This is a genomic window from Oleispirillum naphthae (assembly GCA_027864655.1).
Lineage (GTDB): Bacteria > Pseudomonadota > Alphaproteobacteria > Rhodospirillales > Rhodospirillaceae > Oleispirillum > Oleispirillum naphthae.
The window spans coordinates 1-15132 of the sequence record JAQAZG010000008.1 but is presented as its reverse complement, the minus strand read 5'-3'; the positions used below and the strand labels follow the sequence as shown (position 1 = coordinate 15132).

General features: G+C 68.8%; 11 protein-coding genes and 1 tRNA gene. 11 read left to right on the top strand and 1 reads right to left on the bottom strand.

Going from position 1 to position 15132, the window contains the following annotated elements:
* Positions 1–55: 55 nt before the first annotated feature.
* From O7R11_RS09860 to groL, 8 genes are all read left to right on the top strand, one after another.
* A complete protein-coding gene (locus O7R11_RS09860; RefSeq protein ID WP_337997345.1) occupies positions 56–3532 on the top strand; it encodes an FAD-dependent oxidoreductase in 3477 nt (1158 codons plus the stop codon).
* 79 nt (positions 3533–3611) lie between these two features.
* Positions 3612–4817 (top strand): ABC transporter substrate-binding protein, encoded by a 1206-nt coding sequence (locus O7R11_RS09855; protein ID WP_337997344.1) that lies wholly within the window; start codon positions 3612–3614, stop codon positions 4815–4817.
* 266 nt (positions 4818–5083) lie between these two features.
* Positions 5084–6907 carry an ABC transporter permease gene (locus tag O7R11_RS09850; RefSeq protein ID WP_337997343.1) on the top strand — a complete coding sequence of 608 codons (1824 nt, stop codon included), beginning with the start codon at positions 5084–5086 and terminating at the stop codon, positions 6905–6907.
* Positions 6904–7671 (top strand): ABC transporter ATP-binding protein, encoded by a 768-nt coding sequence (locus tag O7R11_RS09845; RefSeq protein WP_337997342.1) that lies wholly within the window; start codon positions 6904–6906, stop codon positions 7669–7671. Before O7R11_RS09850 ends, O7R11_RS09845 begins: the two co-directional genes overlap by 4 nt.
* A 58-nt stretch (positions 7672–7729) precedes the next feature.
* The gene (locus O7R11_RS09840; protein WP_337997341.1) at positions 7730–8473 is read left to right on the top strand and encodes a glycosyltransferase family 2 protein; all 744 of its coding nucleotides are present in this window, start codon (positions 7730–7732) and stop codon (positions 8471–8473) included.
* Positions 8466–9161 carry a TVP38/TMEM64 family protein gene (locus O7R11_RS09835; RefSeq protein ID WP_337997340.1) on the top strand — a complete coding sequence of 232 codons (696 nt, stop codon included), beginning with the start codon at positions 8466–8468 and terminating at the stop codon, positions 9159–9161. The genes O7R11_RS09840 and O7R11_RS09835 overlap by 8 nt, the downstream gene beginning before the upstream one ends.
* Before the next feature lie 132 nt (positions 9162–9293).
* Positions 9294–9581, top strand: a complete 288-nt coding sequence (locus tag O7R11_RS09830) for a co-chaperone GroES (protein ID WP_337997339.1) — start codon at positions 9294–9296, stop codon at positions 9579–9581.
* Between the two features lie 62 nt (positions 9582–9643).
* On the top strand, positions 9644–11299 hold the full coding sequence (gene groL / locus O7R11_RS09825; RefSeq protein WP_337997338.1) for a chaperonin GroEL: 1656 nt from the start codon (positions 9644–9646) through the stop codon (positions 11297–11299).
* Between the two features lie 82 nt (positions 11300–11381).
* Here groL and O7R11_RS09820 read toward each other — a convergent pair whose 3' ends face one another.
* Positions 11382–11786, bottom strand: a complete 405-nt coding sequence (locus tag O7R11_RS09820) for a tellurite resistance TerB family protein (protein WP_337997337.1) — start codon at positions 11784–11786, stop codon at positions 11382–11384.
* 380 nt (positions 11787–12166) lie between these two features.
* Between O7R11_RS09820 and O7R11_RS09815 the strand changes: the two genes are divergently transcribed.
* The 3 genes from O7R11_RS09815 (at position 12167) to O7R11_RS09805 (ending at position 14835) form a co-directional block, all read left to right on the top strand.
* Positions 12167–13387, top strand: coding sequence for an L-lactate MFS transporter (locus O7R11_RS09815; protein ID WP_337997336.1), 1221 nt, complete (start codon positions 12167–12169; stop codon positions 13385–13387).
* A gap of 581 nt (positions 13388–13968) precedes the next feature.
* Positions 13969–14619, top strand: a complete 651-nt coding sequence (locus O7R11_RS09810; protein WP_337997335.1) for an acetate uptake transporter — start codon at positions 13969–13971, stop codon at positions 14617–14619.
* A 129-nt stretch (positions 14620–14748) separates the two neighbouring features.
* Positions 14749–14835 (top strand) — tRNA-Leu (locus O7R11_RS09805).
* Positions 14836–15132 lie beyond the last annotated feature (297 nt).

Sequence of the window (15132 nt, the reverse complement as noted above, 5' to 3'; positions counted from 1 at the left end):
AAGCATCATATATGCGTCGGCGACACGACAGAGAAAAGTTATCGGGACCGTTTTCATGGACACCATCGCGAGCGCCGCCGCGCTGCACCTGGGCTTCGGCCTTTCCTTCGCCGACCTCTACGAGCGCGCCGGGCTCGCCCGCCTGGATGCCGCCTTTCTCGCCTTCGTCGAAGACCGCGACGCGGACCGCGCGGCGCGCCTGAAGGCGGCGCGGCAGGACCCGGATGCGCTTTCCCGCAAGGACGACTCCGCGCTGATGCTGGATCTCGCGCCGGATGTGGACGCCTTCATCGGCGCGCTGTTCGGCATCGGCGAGGCATTGGGCGGCCTGCACGCGGCGCACGCGGACTTCGCCCCGCTGGCTGCGGCGAAGCGCCTGTTCGTGCAGAGGAAGGCGGTGAAGGCGCACACCGCGGAGGAAGCCGTGGCCTGGGACGGCGCGGCGCTGACCCGCGAGGTCGAGGCGCGCCTGGGCGCGGCGTTCTCCGAGGCCGGGTTCGCCCGCGCGGTGCTCGCCTGGATGGAGGACGCCGCGGCCCATGCCGAGGACCTGGCGCTGGCCGCGCGCTTCGCCGCGTGGGCGAGCCTCGCGCCGGAAGGCAGGCGCGCCCACGGCAAGGGCGTGCTGTTCGTGCAGCCGGGCAAGCGCGATTCGGCCAATCTGGTGCACGCGGTGGAGGGCAGGAACGGCCCGCTGCCGGTGAAGCAGGCCCCGCCCGAGGCGCTGCGCCGCCGCGCAGGCTTCGCGCTGACCGACGCGGGGGCGGACCTGCCGCACGCGCTGGATCAGGCGGCCTACTGCATCACCTGCCACCACATGGACAAGGACTCCTGCGCCCGCGGCATGACCGACCGCGCCAAGGGCGGCATCGCGACCAATCCGCTGGGGCGCAAGATGCTCGGCTGCCCGCTGGAGGAGCGCATCTCGGAGATGAACGAGGCGAAGACCGCGGGCCACGCGGTGGCCGCGCTCGCCATCGTCTGCCTCGACAACCCGCTGTGCGCCGGAACCGGCCATCGCATCTGCAACGACTGCATGGTCGCCTGCATCTACCAGAACCAGATGCGCGACCCGGTGAACATTCCCGAGGTGGAAACCCGCACGTTGAAGGACGTGCTCTCCCTGCCCTGGGGGTTCGAGATCTATGCCCTGTTCACCCGGTGGAATCCGGTCTCCTTCCGCCGGCCGCTGCCTGCGGAGGCATCGGGCTACTCGGTGCTGGTGGCGGGCCTGGGGCCTGCGGGCTACAGCCTGGCGCAGCGGCTGTTGCACGACGGCCATACCGTGGTGGCGGTGGACGGGCTGAAGATCGAGCCGATGGACCCCGCGCTTTCCGGCATCGACGAACGCGGCGAGGCGGCGCCCTTTGCGCCGATCCGCGACGTCGGCGACCTGTGGCAGAACCTCGATGACCGCGTCACCGCCGGGTTCGGCGGCGTCGCCGAATACGGCATCACGGTGCGCTGGGACAAGAACTTCCTCACCCTGATCCGCCTGATCCTGGAACGCGACCGCCGCTTCCGGATGTTCGGCGGGGTGCGCTTCGGCTCGACGCTGGGCTTCGACGACGCCAAGGCGATGGGTTTCGACCACGTGGCGCTGTGCCTCGGCGCGGGCAAGCCGACCCTGGTGCCGATGGCGGGCAAGCTCACCCCCGGGGTGCGCCAGGCCTCCGACTTCCTGATGGCGTTGCAGCTCACCGGCGCGGCGCATCCGCAGTCGGTGGCGAACCTGCAAGTGCGCCTGCCGGTGGCGGTGATCGGCGGCGGGCTGACGGCCATCGACTCCTGCACCGAGGCGCTGGCCTACTACCCGGTGCAGGTGGAGAAGTTCCTCGCCCGCTACGAGACGCTTGCCGCCGAGGGCGGCGAGGCCGCGCTGCGCGCCGCCTGGAACCCGGGCGAGGCGGAAATCGCCGAGGAGTTCCTGGCGCACGGCCGCGCCCTGCGCGCCGAGCGCGCCGCCGCCGCCGCCGAAGGCCGCGCGGCGCGGGTGCTGGAACTGCTGCAATCCTGGGGCGGGGCCACCCTGGTCTACCGCCGCAAGCTCACCGACTCTCCGGCCTACCGCAACAACCACGAGGAAATCGCCAAGGCGCTGGAGGAAGGCATCTTCATCGCCGAGCAATGGTCGCCCACCGCGGTGCACGCCGATGCCCACGGCTGGGCCGAAACCCTGCAGGTGCAGCACGCGGAAAGCGGCGAAACCGCCGAGCTTCCGGCGAAGACGGTGATCGTCGCCGCGGGCACCATCCCCAACGTCACCCTGGCACGCGAGGGCGCGGGCGGCCTCGCGGTCAACGGCAGGCACTTCCAGGCGCTGGACGAGGCGGGCGAGCCGGTCACGCCGGAAAAATCCACCAAGCCGGAGCATGCCCAGGTGCTGATCTCCGCCGCCGAGGCCGGGGTTCCGGTCTCCTTCTTCGGCGATCTGCACCCCGGCTTCGCGGGCAACGTGGTGGCGGCCATGGCCTCCGCCCGCGCCGGCGCGCCGGTGATCGGCCGCACGCTGCGCAAGGCGCAACCCGCCTGCCCGGATGCGGAAACCCTGTTCACCGCGGCCAACCGCGACCTCCGCCCGACGCTTTCCCGCGTCACCCGCCTCGCCCCCGCCATCGTCGAGGTGGTGGTGCACGCGCCGCTGGCGGCGCGGCGCTTCCGCCCCGGACAGTTCTTCCGTTTGCAGAACTACGCCGCCCACGCCAAGCGCACCGAAGACACCCTGCTGGCGATGGAGGGCGTGGCGCTCACCGGCGCGTGGGTGGACGTGGAAGCGGGCGAACTGGCGATGATCGTCCTCGAGATGGGCGGTTCCTCCAGCCTGTGCGCGCAGTTGCAGCCCGGCGAGCCCCTGGTGGTGATGGGTCCCACCGGCGCGCCGACCGAGCTGCCGGAAAACCAGACGGTGTTGCTGGCGGGCGGCGGCCTCGGCAACGCCGTTCTGTTCTCCATCGGCCGCGCGCTCAAGGAGCGGGGCTGCCGCGTCCTCTATTTCGCGGGCTACCGCCGCGGCGGCGACCGCTTCAAGGTGGCGGACATCCTCGCCGCCTCCGACGCGGTGGTGTGGTGCTGCGACGAAGCCGCCGACTTCGCCCCCGAGCGCCCGGACGACAAAACCTTCACCGGCAACATCGTGCAGGCGATGGCCGCCTACGGCGCGGGCGAACTGGGCGAAACGCCGATTCCGCTCGCCGAGGTGGACCGCATCATCGCCATCGGCTCCGACCGGATGATGGCGGCGGTGCAGGCGGCGCGGCACGGCGTTCTGGCGCAGTTCCTCAAGCCCTGCCACCATGCCGTCGCCTCGATCAACGCGCCGATGCAGTGCATGATGAAGGAAATCTGCGGCCAGTGCCTGCAACGCCAGGTGGACCCGGCAACCGGCATCGAGACCGTGGTCTTCACCTGCGCCGAACAGGACCAGGACATGGAGCGCGTGGACTTCGCCTCGCTGCGCGAACGCCTGTCGCAGAACACCGTGCAGGAGAGCCTCACCCGCCGCTGGATCGCCCGCGAACTGAAGCGCCTGTAGCGGACGCCGGATCGGCCTTGACCTTACTTAAGATAAGGTCTTTTATGTCGTTCGATATAGTAATCAGGAGGGTCGTCCCGTGAATCTCCGTTCCGCTCTCGCCGTCCTCGCCGCCACCCTCGGCCTCGCCGCGCCCGCGCGCGCCGCCGAGCCGGTGAAGATCGGCGAGATCAATTCCTACTCCCGCATCCCCGCCTTCACCCTGCCCTACCGTAACGGCTGGGAACTCGCGGTGGAGCAGATCAACGCCAAGGGCGGCGTGCTCGGCGGCAGGCCGCTCGCCATCATCGCCCGCGACGATGCGGGAACGCCGGAACAGGCGCTCACCGCCGCCAACGAACTGGTGCGCCGCGAAGGCGTGGTGATGCTCGCCGGGACCTACCTCTCCAACGTCGGCCTCGCCGTCGCCGACTACGCGGCGAAACGCAAGGTGGTGTTCCTCGCCTCCGAGCCGCTCACCGACGCCATGGTGTGGAGCCACGGCAACGCCTATACCTTCCGCCTGCGCCCCTCCACCTACGTGCAGACCGCCATCCTGGCGCGCGAGGCCGCCAAGCTGCCCGCCAAACGCTGGGCCACCATCGCGCCGAACTACGAATACGGCCAGTCGGCGGTGGACAACTTCAAAAAGCTCTTGAAGGCCGCGCGGCCCGACGTGGAATTCGTCGCCGAGCAGTGGCCCGCCCTGTTCAAGCTCGACGCCGGACCCACCGTCGAGGCGCTGGAACAGGCCAAGCCGGACGCGATCTTCAACGTCACCTTCTCCTCCGACCTTTCGAAATTCGTGCGCGAGGGCACGGCGCGCGGCCTCTTCGCCAAGCGCCCGGTGGTTTCCCTCCTCACCGGCGAGCCGGACTACCTCGTCCCCCTCGGCGCGGAAACCCCGCAAGGCTGGATCGTCACCGGCTACCCGTGGGACGCCATCGACACCCCGGCGCACACCGCCTTCGTTTCCGCCTACCGCGCCAGGTTTCACGAAGACCCGCGCATGGGCTCCCTCGTCGGCTACAACATGGCGCTCGCCGCCGCCGCCGCGCTCGACCGCGCAGGCTCCACCAAGACCCCGGACCTGATGAAGGCGCTCGCGGGCCTCAGCTTCGATTCCCCCACCGGCACCATCACCTTCCGCGCCGCGGACCACCAGTCCACCATGGGCGCCTGGGTCGGCAAAACCGCCCTGGTCAACGGCGAAGGCAAAATGGTCGATTGGCGCTACGTCGATGGCGCGGAGGTTCTCCCCGACGCCGCCACGGCGAAAAAACTCCGCCCGGCGGGGAAACAATAAAACTTCGCGGAGGGACTCGGTCCCTCCGCGCCTCCCCTTAGTTTTGGTTTTGCGCGCAGCGCCATAAGCCTGCGGCGGTGGCAACAAGCGCATTGCTCGCCGCTTCGCGGCAAAAACCAGTTATGGGGTGCGCGAGGGGACCGATCTCAGCCTTGGAAACGCCCACCGGGCGTTTCCGCCACCTTCGGTGGTCGGCTTCGATCCTCGCAAAGTTTTTGTTTTTCCACCCGATCCGGATAATCTGGCGCGGCAGCAGAGGCCGGGGCATGGACTTCATTCTCATTCAGGCTTTGAACGGCTTGGCCGGAGCGAGTTCGTTGTTCCTGGTCGCGGCGGGGTTGTCGCTGATCTTCGGCGTCAGCCGGGTGGTGAACTTCGCCCACGGCACGGTGTTCATGGTCGGCGCCTATGTGGCGTGGACCCTGATCGACCGGTTGGGGGTAAACTTCTGGCTGGCCGCGCCGTTGGCCGCCTGCGCCACCGCGCTGCTCGGCGCGCTGATCGAGGTGGGGATTCTGCGGCGGCTCTATGCCGGGCACGAGTTGCTGCCTCTGCTCGCCACCTTCGGGCTGGTGCTGGTGGCGCACGACGTGGTGCCCCTGGTGTGGGGCGCGCAGGACATCATCGGCCCGCGCGCGCCGGGGCTGACCGGCGCGGTGGAGATTCTCGGGCGGCGGCTGCCTTCCTACGACTTGTTCCTGATCTGCCTGGGGCCGGTGGTGCTGGGGGCGATGTGGCTGGTGCTCAACCGCACGCGTTTCGGCCGCATCGTGCGCGCCGCCACCGAGGACCGGGAGATGGCGGCGGCGCTGGGCATCCGCCAGGACCTGCTGTTCACCGCGGTGTTCATGCTGGGGTGCGCGCTGGCGGGCTTGGGCGGCGCGTTGCAGCTGCCGCGCGAGACCCTGCACCACAGCCTGGATACCCAGGTGATCGTCTCCGCCTTCGTGGTGGTGGTGATCGGCGGCATGGGCAGCTTGACCGGCGCTTTCGTCGCCGCGGCGATCGTCGCCGAGGTCTCCGCCTTCGGCATCGTGGTGTGGCCGCAGGGCACGCTCGCGATGCTGTTCCTGATCATGGCCGCGGTTCTGGTGGTGCGGCCGCACGGGTTGTTCGGCCGCGCCGCGCAGCAGGAGCCGCACCGGCCCCTGGCCCTGCCGTCGCCGCCCGCGGCGGGGTATCCGCGCCGCGCCGCGCTGGCCGCGGCGGGCGTCGCGGCGGCGCTGCTGGCGTTCGGGTTTCTCGGTTCGCCGTTCGCGCTCGACCTCGCCACCCAGGCGCTGATCGCGGTGCCCTTCGCCATGGGGCTGCATCTTCTCATCGGCTGGGCGGGGGCGATCTCCTTCGGCCATGCGGCGTTCCTCGGCCTCGGGGCCTACGGCGCGGCCCTGGCGTTTACCGCCGGGCTGCCGCTCGCCCCCGCGATGACGGCGGGGGTGCTGCTCGCCGGGGTGGCGGGCGGGGCGTTCGGCGCGCTGGTGCGGCGGATGCGCGGCGTCTATCTCGCCATGCTGACTCTCGCCTTCTCGCAGCTTCTGTTCGCCGCCGCCTTCCAGTGGGTGGGGCTCACCGGCGGCGACAACGGCATTCTCGGCCTGTGGCCGGAGCCGCCGCTGGACACGCCCATGGGGTGGTATCTCTTGACCCTCGCCCTGGTGGCGCTGTGGCTTGCGGCAGTGGCGCGGCTCTACCGCGCGCCGTTCGGCTTCATCCTGCGCGCCGCGCAGGATGCGGAGGCCCGCGCCCGGGCCGATGCCCTGCCGGTGGACGGCGCGCGGGTTCTCGCCTTCGCCATCGCCGGGGCGGGGGCGGGGCTTTCCGGCGCGCTGCTGGCGTTTCTCAAGGGCAGCGCCTTTCCCACCCTGTTCGACATTCCGCAATCGATCGACGGCCTGGTGATGGTGCTGCTCGGCGGCATCGGCCATCCGCTCGGGCCGCTCGCCGGGGCGGCGGCCTACAGCCTCGGCGTCGCCGTGGTCTCCACGCTGACGCCGCACTGGCACATGGTCGTCGGCGGCGTCATCCTGCTGCTCGCCTGCGCCGCGCCGGGCGGCCTGTTGACGCCGAAGCGGGCGGGAGGCGCGCGATGACCGCCCATCTCTCGGTGCGCGACCTGCGCAAGAGCTACGGCGGCATGCCGGTGCTGTCCGAAGTCGGCTTCGACATCCCGCAAGGCGAGATCGCGGCGCTGATCGGCCCCAACGGCGCGGGCAAGTCCACCCTGTTCTCGATCCTCGGCGGCGCGCTATCTGCCGACGGCGGCTCGGTGCTGCTCGACGGCGCGGCGATCCTCGGCCTTGCGCCGGAGGCGGTGGCGAAACGGGGCGTCGGCCGCACCTTCCAGACCTCGGCCCCCTACCGCTCCTTGAGCGTCATCGAGAACCTGCTGACGATCGCCGCGGGCGGCGCGGGGTTTTGGGCGCGGCTCGCCCGCCCGCTTGCCGCCTGGCCGCGGCAACCGGCGCTGGCGGCGCTTTCCGAGGTCGGTCTGGCGGAGATGGCGGACTCCCCGGCGCGGGCGCTCTCCTACGGCGATGCGAAGCGCCTGGAACTGGCGATGGCGCTGGCGCGCGGCCCCGCGCTGCTGTTGATGGACGAACCCACCGCCGGGATGGCCCCTTCCGAACGCGCCGCCTTCATGGACATGGTGCGCGAGCGCTCCCGCGCGCGGGGAATGACCGTGCTCTTCACCGAGCACGACATGGCCACGGTGTTCGGCTTCGCCACGCGCATCCTGGTGCTCGACCGCGGACGCCTGATCGCCGACGACGCGCCGGAGGCGATCCGCGGCGACGCGCTGGTGCGCCGCGCCTACCTCGGCTCCGCCCCGGTGCCGCCGACGAAGCCGTTGTGAAGCGCTGCCGCCCATGCTAACAAAGCGCCCGACGCACAGCAGTACGATGGCGGGGACCATGCGGAAGAAAGAGGCGGTGCCGGAACTGGCGGTGGTGGTTCCGGTGAAGAACGAGCAGGACAACGTCCTCCCCCTGATCGAAGAGATTCACGCCGCGCTCGAGGGCGTCGCCGAATTCGAGGTGGTCTACGTCGATGACGGCTCCGACGACCGCACGCCGCAGAAGCTCGCCGAGGCGAAGGAAAAGTTTCCGCGCCTGCGCAGCGTCCGCCACCGCGAGAGCTGCGGCCAGAGCCAGGCGGTCGCCACCGGCATCAAGGCGGCGCGCGCCCGCTTCATCGCCACGCTGGACGGCGACGGCCAGAACGACCCGGCGGACATTCCCGCGATGCTCGCGACCCTGCGCGCCGCGGCCGACCCCGCACTCTTCCTGGTGGCGGGCCATCGCCACAAGCGCCGGGACAGCGCGGTGAAGCGCTACACCTCGAAATTCGCCAACGCGCTGCGCCGCGCGCTTCTGCACGACGACACGCCGGACACCGGCTGCGGGCTGAAGCTGTTCGCCCGCGACGCCTTTCTCGACCTGCCGCGCTTCGACCACATGCACCGCTACCTGCCCGCGCTGTTTCTGCGCGCCGGCGGCGCGGTGGTCTCGGTGCCGGTGAACCACCGCCCGCGCGAGCGCGGCGTCTCGAAATACGGCACCCTCGACCGCGCGCTGGTGGGCATCACCGACCTCCTGGGGGTGATGTGGCTGATCAAGCGGTCCTCGCCGCCCGAAATCGACGGCGGCGATGACTGAGCGCCTCAAGGCAGCCAAGCCCTATCTCAAGGGGCTGGTCCTCATTCTCACCCTGGTCGCCTGCGGCTATGCGATGAAGGCCGCGGGGCTCGCCGACATCCTCAACACCGGCTGGGTGGATGCGGAGGTCAAGGGCAAGGGCCTCACCGGCGATCTGATCTTCCTCGCCATGGGCACGGTGGTGACCGCGCTCGGTTTCCCGCGCCAGGTGGTCGCCTTCCTCGGCGGCTATGCCTTCGGCTTCGTCACCGGCAGCGGGCTCGCGCTGCTTGCCACGACGCTCGGCTGCGTGCTCGCCTTCGTCTATGCGCGCCTCCTCGGGCGCTCCCTGGTGCAGCGCCATTTCGGCAAGCGCATCGCCAGGTTCGACGCCATCCTCGCCGACAGCCCCTTCCTCACCACCCTGCTCATCCGCTTTCTGCCGGTGGGCAGCAACGTGGTGACCAACCTGATCGCCGGGGTGTCGCGGGTGCGCTTCGTGCCTTTCGTCGGCGGCTCGGCTGCGGGCTACCTGCCGCAGACCGTGGTGTTCGTCCTCATCGGCTCGGGGGTGCACATCGACCCCACCTTCCGCATCGGGCTGGGCGCGGCGCTTTTCGTGGTCTCCGCCGCGGTGGGAGTCTACCTGCTGCACCACCTGCGGCGCGGCCGCGCGGTGGAAAGCGCCGCCGAGGATACCGCCGATTAGCCCTTGACTCGCCCGCGCCTCCAGCTTACCTCGTTAGCACTCGCACGGGGGGAGTGCCAAACACCCCCCCGAACATATCCTCCGTGCCGGAACGGGCGGAGGATTTGGATAGTCAGGAACCTGGAGGAAACTATGAAATTCAGGCCGTTGCATGACCGAGTTCTGGTCAAGCGCGTGGACGCGGAAACCAAGACCGCGGGCGGCATCATCATCCCCGACAGCGCCAAGGAAAAGCCGATGCAGGGCGAAATCCTGGCGGTCGGCTCCGGCCATCGCAACGAGGACGGCACGGTGACGCCGCTCGACGTCAAGGCGGGCGATCGTGTGCTGTTCGGCAAGTGGTCCGGCACCGAGGTCAAGCTCGACGACGAGGACGTCCTGATCATGAAGGAATCGGACATCCTGGGCATCCTGGGCTGATCCCGGGCAGGCTGTTCCCAGGCCGGTATCCGTTCACAGACTAAGCCAAGAGGAATTTCACGATGGCTGCCAAAGAAGTCAAATTTTCGACCGACGCGCGCGCGCGAATGCTGCGCGGCGTCGATATTCTGGCCGACGCGGTCAAGGTGACGCTGGGCCCGAAGGGCCGCAACGTGGTGCTGGACAAGTCGTTCGGCGCGCCGCGCATCACCAAGGACGGCGTCACCGTCGCCAAGGAAATCGAGCTTGCCGACAAGTTCGAGAACATGGGCGCCCAGATGGTCAAGGAAGTCGCTTCCAAGACCAACGACATGGCCGGTGACGGCACCACCACGGCGACCGTGCTCGCCCAGGCGATCGTCCGCGAGGGCTGCAAGTCGGTGGCCGCGGGGATGAACCCGATGGACCTGAAGCGCGGCATCGACATCGCCGTCGATGCGGTGGTCACGGCGATCAAGTCAACCTCGCGCGAGGTTTCCACCAACGCCGAGATCGCCCAGGTCGGCACCATCTCCGCCAACGGCGAGGCCGAAATCGGCAAGATCATCGCCCAGGCGATGGAGCGCGTCGGCAACGAAGGCGTGATCACCGTCGAAGAGGCCAAGGGCCTGGACACCGAGCTCGACGTCGTCGAGGGCATGCAGGTGGACCGCGGCTATCTGTCGCCCTACTTCGTGACCAACCCCGAGAAGATGGTGGTGGAGCTGGAAAGCCCCTTCATCCTGATCAACGAGGGCAAGCTCACCTCCCTGCAGCCGATGCTGCCGGTGCTCGAGGCGGTGGTGCAGTCGGGCAAGCCGCTCCTCATCGTCGCCGAGGACGTGGAAGGCGAGGCGCTCGCCACCCTGGTGGTCAACAAGCTGCGCGGCGGCCTCAAGGTCGCGGCGATCAAGGCCCCGGGCTTCGGCGACCGCCGCAAGGCGATCCTCGGCGACATGGCCACCGTGACCGGCGGCCAGGTGATCTCCGAAGAACTCGGGATCAAGCTCGACACCGTGTCGCTCGACATGCTGGGCACCGCGAAGAAGGTGGTGATCACCAAGGAAGACACCACCCTGGTCGATGGCGCGGGCGCCAAGACGGAAATCGAGGCGCGCTGCAACCAGATCCGCGCGCAGATCGAGGTGGCCACCTCCGACTACGACCGTGAGAAGCTGCAGGAGCGGCTGGCGAAGCTCGCCGGCGGCGTCGCGGTGATCAAGGTCGGCGGCGCCACCGAGATCGAGGTGAAGGAGAGGAAGGACCGCGTTGACGACGCCCTGCACGCCACCCGTGCGGCGGTCGAGGAAGGCGTGGTTCCGGGCGGCGGCGTCGCCCTGCTGAACGCCACCAAGGCGCTCGCCAGCCTGAAACCCGCCAACGACGACCAGAAGGTCGGCATCGAGATCGTGCGCCGCGCGCTGCAAACGCCGCTGCGCCAGATCGCCGAGAACTCCGGCTTCGACGGCGCGGTGGTCGCGGGCAAGATCCTCGAGCAGTCCTCCCCGACCTTCGGCTTCAACGCCCAGACCGGCGCGTACGAGGACCTGGTGAAGTCCGGCATCATCGACCCGACCAAGGTGGTGCGTCACGCGCTGCAGGATGCGGCTTCGATCGCCGGCCTCTTGATCACCACCGAGGCGATGGTCGCCGAGGCTCCGGAGAAGCACTCCGCCCCGGCGATGCCCGGGATGGGCGGCATGGGCGGCATGGGCGGCATGGGCGACATGGGCTTCTAAGCCCGGTCTCCCTCTGCCCCAACCCGGCAAAAGGCCCGGCCCCCTCGCGGGGGCCGGGTTTTTTTCGTGCGGCAAGAGGGAGTCAGGCGGCGACGGCGCGCGCCTTGGCGCCGCGCTCGATCGCCGCGGCGGTGAGGCGGTCCACGTCGAGGCGGTGGCGCACCAGTTCCAGCATGCGCAGTTCCTCCTGCTCGACATGCCCGTCGGCCACCGCGACATCGCAGGCGAGCGCGTAGGCGGTCTCGCGCAGCTTCACCGGCAGGGCGGCGCGGATCAGGTCGAGCGCGCGCGCGAGGCCTTCCTCCTGGTCGAGAAGGGCGGCGCAATCCTCGGCGATCCTGGTCAGTCCGGCGCTGTCGAAGCCGCGGAAAACCGGCAGGCTTTTGACGCTGGTGCCCATCACCTTGAGCTCCGCGTCGGTCATCTGACGGTCCGAAGCGGAAACCAGCACCATGGTGTAGATCAGCGCCGCGTGGTGGGTGATCATCGCAACCTCCCTCGTGCGTCCGGTCTTTTGCCTCTACTCCCCGATTATACGGCAAAATGCGGCGCGGCGCGGGCAAAAATCGCGCGGCGGACCGACCCTTTCGGGCGGGCGCGGCGCGGATGGCGATAAATGAAAAATCATCTTGCCTATAATAATTGAAACAATTCGTTATGTACCGATTCGCACGATTCCACATTGATCTTATGGTTATCCGTATGCACACTGCGCGGCACTGGGGAGCTTGCACGGGGATTGGGGAACACCTTAGCCGAAACAAATGAAACGTGCCGGGAATACTCACGGCACTGAAACAATATTACGAGCGGCGACGGAAACCCGTGCGCCCCAGCCCATAACCACGACGCGAAGGAGGGGAACCCATGTCGCAAGGGTTTAACCGGGGATGGATCGTCGTCCTCGCCGGACTGTGCATCAACCTGATGTTCGGCGTGCTCTACGCCTGGAGCATTTTCGCCGCGAACCTGAGCGGCGCCTACCACTGGACCGCGGTGCAGGCCTCGCTGCCCTACACCGTGGCGATCGCGATGTTCGCGGTGATCATGCTGCTCGGCGGGCGGCTTCAGGACGCCTTCGGGCCGCGCATCGTCGCCACCGCGGGCGGCGTACTCACCGGCGCGGGCCTGGTGCTTTCCAGCATCTTCCCGACGCTGACCGGCGTCATCCTGTGCTTCGGCGTGCTCACCGGCGCGGGCATCGGCATGGGCTATTCCGCCACCACGCCCGCCGCGGTGAAGTGGTTCCGCCCGGAGCAGAAGGGCCTGATCGCGGGCATCGTGGTCACCGGCTTCGGCCTCGCCTCGCTCTACATCGCGCCCTTGACCAAGTTCCTGATGGCCTCCTACGGCATGTTCGCCACCTTCAAGATTCTCGGCGTCGCCTTCGGCCTGGCGATCGTGGCGTTCGCGCAGCTGCTCTCGGTGCCGCGCGCCCCGGCAGCCGCCACGGCCGCGGCGCGCACCGCCTCCGGCATCGACTACGCCTGGCGCGAAATGCTGAAGACGCCGCAGTTCGCCCTGCTGTGGCTGATGTTCCTCGCCGGGTCGATGACCGGCCTGATGCTGATCGGCCACCTCGCCAAGATCGCCAGGCTACAGACCGGCGCCGACTTCGGCGTCGCCCTGGTGGCGATGATCGCCATCTCCAACGCGCTCGGCCGCCCGATCTCGGGCTATGTCTCCGACCGCATCGGCCGCGGCCGCACCATGGCGATCCTCTACCTGTTGCAGGGCGCGACGCTGGCGCTGTTTTCCAGCTTCGACAGCTTCGCCGCCATCCTCGGGGGCTCGATGGTCATCACCTTCTCCTACGGCGCGATGCTGGCGGTCTATCCCTCGGCGGTCGGCGACTTCTACGGCACCCGCAACATGGGCTTCAACTACGCCATCCTGTTCACCGCCTGGGGCGTCGCCGGGGTGACCGGGCCTCTCGCCGCGGGCTACCTGCTCGACGTCACCGGCGGCTACGGCGCGGCGTTCGCGGTCTGCTCCGTGCTCTGCTTCGCCGCCGCGGGGCTCGGCCTGCTGGTCAAGGCCCCGGCCGCCGGGCCGCGCCTCAGCCTGGTCGCCGAACCGGCGGAATGACCCCGCCCGCGCCGCCCGCGCGCCGCCCGATTCGGCGGAGTGCGGGCGGATGCGCCCCCACCGGATGGGTTTCACCGTCCGCGCGCGCGGCGAAACCGCACCCGCGGCGGCGCCCCCGCTCCGCGCCGCCGCGCCGCCCCCGAAGGCGGCGCGGCACATGACAGTTCCATGATTTCCACAGGATTTTTGCGGAAATCCGGGTGCGCAGAGCGAACACCCCGCCCCGCCGCGCCCGCCGCGAAGCGCCGCGCGCAAGCCCCTTGCGATTTTGAGGGATTGATTTCGCGCGGCCAGTCGATATCATCCGCCCCACGAGCTGGAGCCGTACCCGATTGGGACATCCTTGGGGGGAGGCTGGTTCTACATTTAGAACCATTCTTAGCAAGGATACGCCACGGGCTGTTCGATTATCGAATAATCCTTTCGCGATGAACTTGGAGCCGTTCAAGTTTGCCCGAAGGGATGACGCGTACCGAATCGCCTGCTCTGGGGGGAACCGTGCCGGGCTCTGACACCAACGAAACGATCGTCCGGAATGGCCGGGAGGGCCTGCTCCGGATGCGCAAGCTGGAGAGAACCCAATGAGTGGACCTGCTATCGATCCGTCGGCTCCCAAGACCGTCATCGCCGATACCACCGCCAATCCCGCGCCCTTGGGCCTGTGCGCGTTTGGCCTCACCACCTTCCTGTTGAACGCCCATAACGCCGGCTTCTTCGCGCTCGACGCGATGATCCTCGGCATGGGCCTGTTCTACGGCGGCCTCGCCCAGCTGTTCGTCGGCTGGATGGAGTGGAAGAAGGGCGCCACCTTCGGCACCGTCGCCTTCACCTCCTTCGGCTGCTTCTGGATTTCGCTCTGCACCCTGGTGCTGCTGCCGAAGATGGTCTCCGGCGTCACCCCGGCGAGCGCCACCTCGATGGCCTTCTTCCTCGGCATCTGGGGCGTCTTCTCGACCGTGCTGTTCGTCGCGACCTTCCGCCTCAACACCGCGCTGCAGGTCACCTTCGGCCTGCTCGTCGTGCTGTTCGTCCTGCTCATCCTCGGCAACGCCACGCACGGCAGCGAAATCTCCCACGTCTTCCACCGTCTCGCCGGCTGGGAAGGCATGGCCACCGCGCTCGCCGCGATGTACACCGGCCTCGCGCAGGTGATGAACGAGGTGCACGGCAAGGTCGTGTGGCCGCTCAACAAGGCTCCGGCGCCGCGTCCGGCGACCCTCAAGGCCGCATAAGGCGCAAAAGCCTGCGACACATGCGGCGGGCGGCCCCCTTGGGCCGCCCGCTTGCCGCTTGGGACTTGACGCGCCGCGTCCGCCCCGTATAGTCGGCGGTCTTCGGGAGATTCTTTCTCCCGTATCCGCGCCCCTGTGGCGGAACCGGTAGACGCGGCAGACTCAAAATCTGTTGTCCTTGCGGACGTGGGAGTTCGAGTCTCCCCGGGGGCACCATTCCCATATCGATACGTTACAGGGCGGCTTTGGGCTGCCTCTTGTTTTTGCCGGAACGCCCCAGGTTGCAGGCGTAAACGGGCACGGATGGAACACGGCGGCATTTCACCGAAAACTCTTGACCCGCCAGGGCGTCTACCGTTCCAGGGGGCCATTCAGAAAAGACAACAAAACACCCCCGCCGCATGGCGAGGGTGTTTTTGCATGTTTGGGAAGAAAACGGCTCAGAGCTTGAGCCGGGCGGTCGTGGTGTCCGCGCCTTGCGCCGGGGCGGGGCAGGCGAAGCCGAGCGCGGTG

What these genes read in the sequence shown, in the direction of transcription:
- O7R11_RS09860 (WP_337997345.1), top strand. Translation starts at nt 56, where the DNA reads ATGGACACCATCGCGAGCGCCGCCGCGCTGCACCTGGGCTTCGGCCTT.
- O7R11_RS09830 (WP_337997339.1), top strand. Translation starts at nt 9,294, where the DNA reads ATGAAATTCAGGCCGTTGCATGACCGAGTTCTGGTCAAGCGCGTGGAC.
- O7R11_RS09840 (WP_337997341.1), top strand. Translation starts at nt 7,730, where the DNA reads ATGCGGAAGAAAGAGGCGGTGCCGGAACTGGCGGTGGTGGTTCCGGTG.
- groL (WP_337997338.1), top strand. Translation starts at nt 9,644, where the DNA reads ATGGCTGCCAAAGAAGTCAAATTTTCGACCGACGCGCGCGCGCGAATG.
- O7R11_RS09835 (WP_337997340.1), top strand. Translation starts at nt 8,466, where the DNA reads ATGACTGAGCGCCTCAAGGCAGCCAAGCCCTATCTCAAGGGGCTGGTC.
- O7R11_RS09845 (WP_337997342.1), top strand. Translation starts at nt 6,904, where the DNA reads ATGACCGCCCATCTCTCGGTGCGCGACCTGCGCAAGAGCTACGGCGGC.
- O7R11_RS09815 (WP_337997336.1), top strand. Translation starts at nt 12,167, where the DNA reads ATGTCGCAAGGGTTTAACCGGGGATGGATCGTCGTCCTCGCCGGACTG.
- O7R11_RS09820 (WP_337997337.1), bottom strand. Translation starts at nt 11,786, where the DNA reads ATGATCACCCACCACGCGGCGCTGATCTACACCATGGTGCTGGTTTCC.
- O7R11_RS09810 (WP_337997335.1), top strand. Translation starts at nt 13,969, where the DNA reads ATGAGTGGACCTGCTATCGATCCGTCGGCTCCCAAGACCGTCATCGCC.
- O7R11_RS09850 (WP_337997343.1), top strand. Translation starts at nt 5,084, where the DNA reads ATGGACTTCATTCTCATTCAGGCTTTGAACGGCTTGGCCGGAGCGAGT.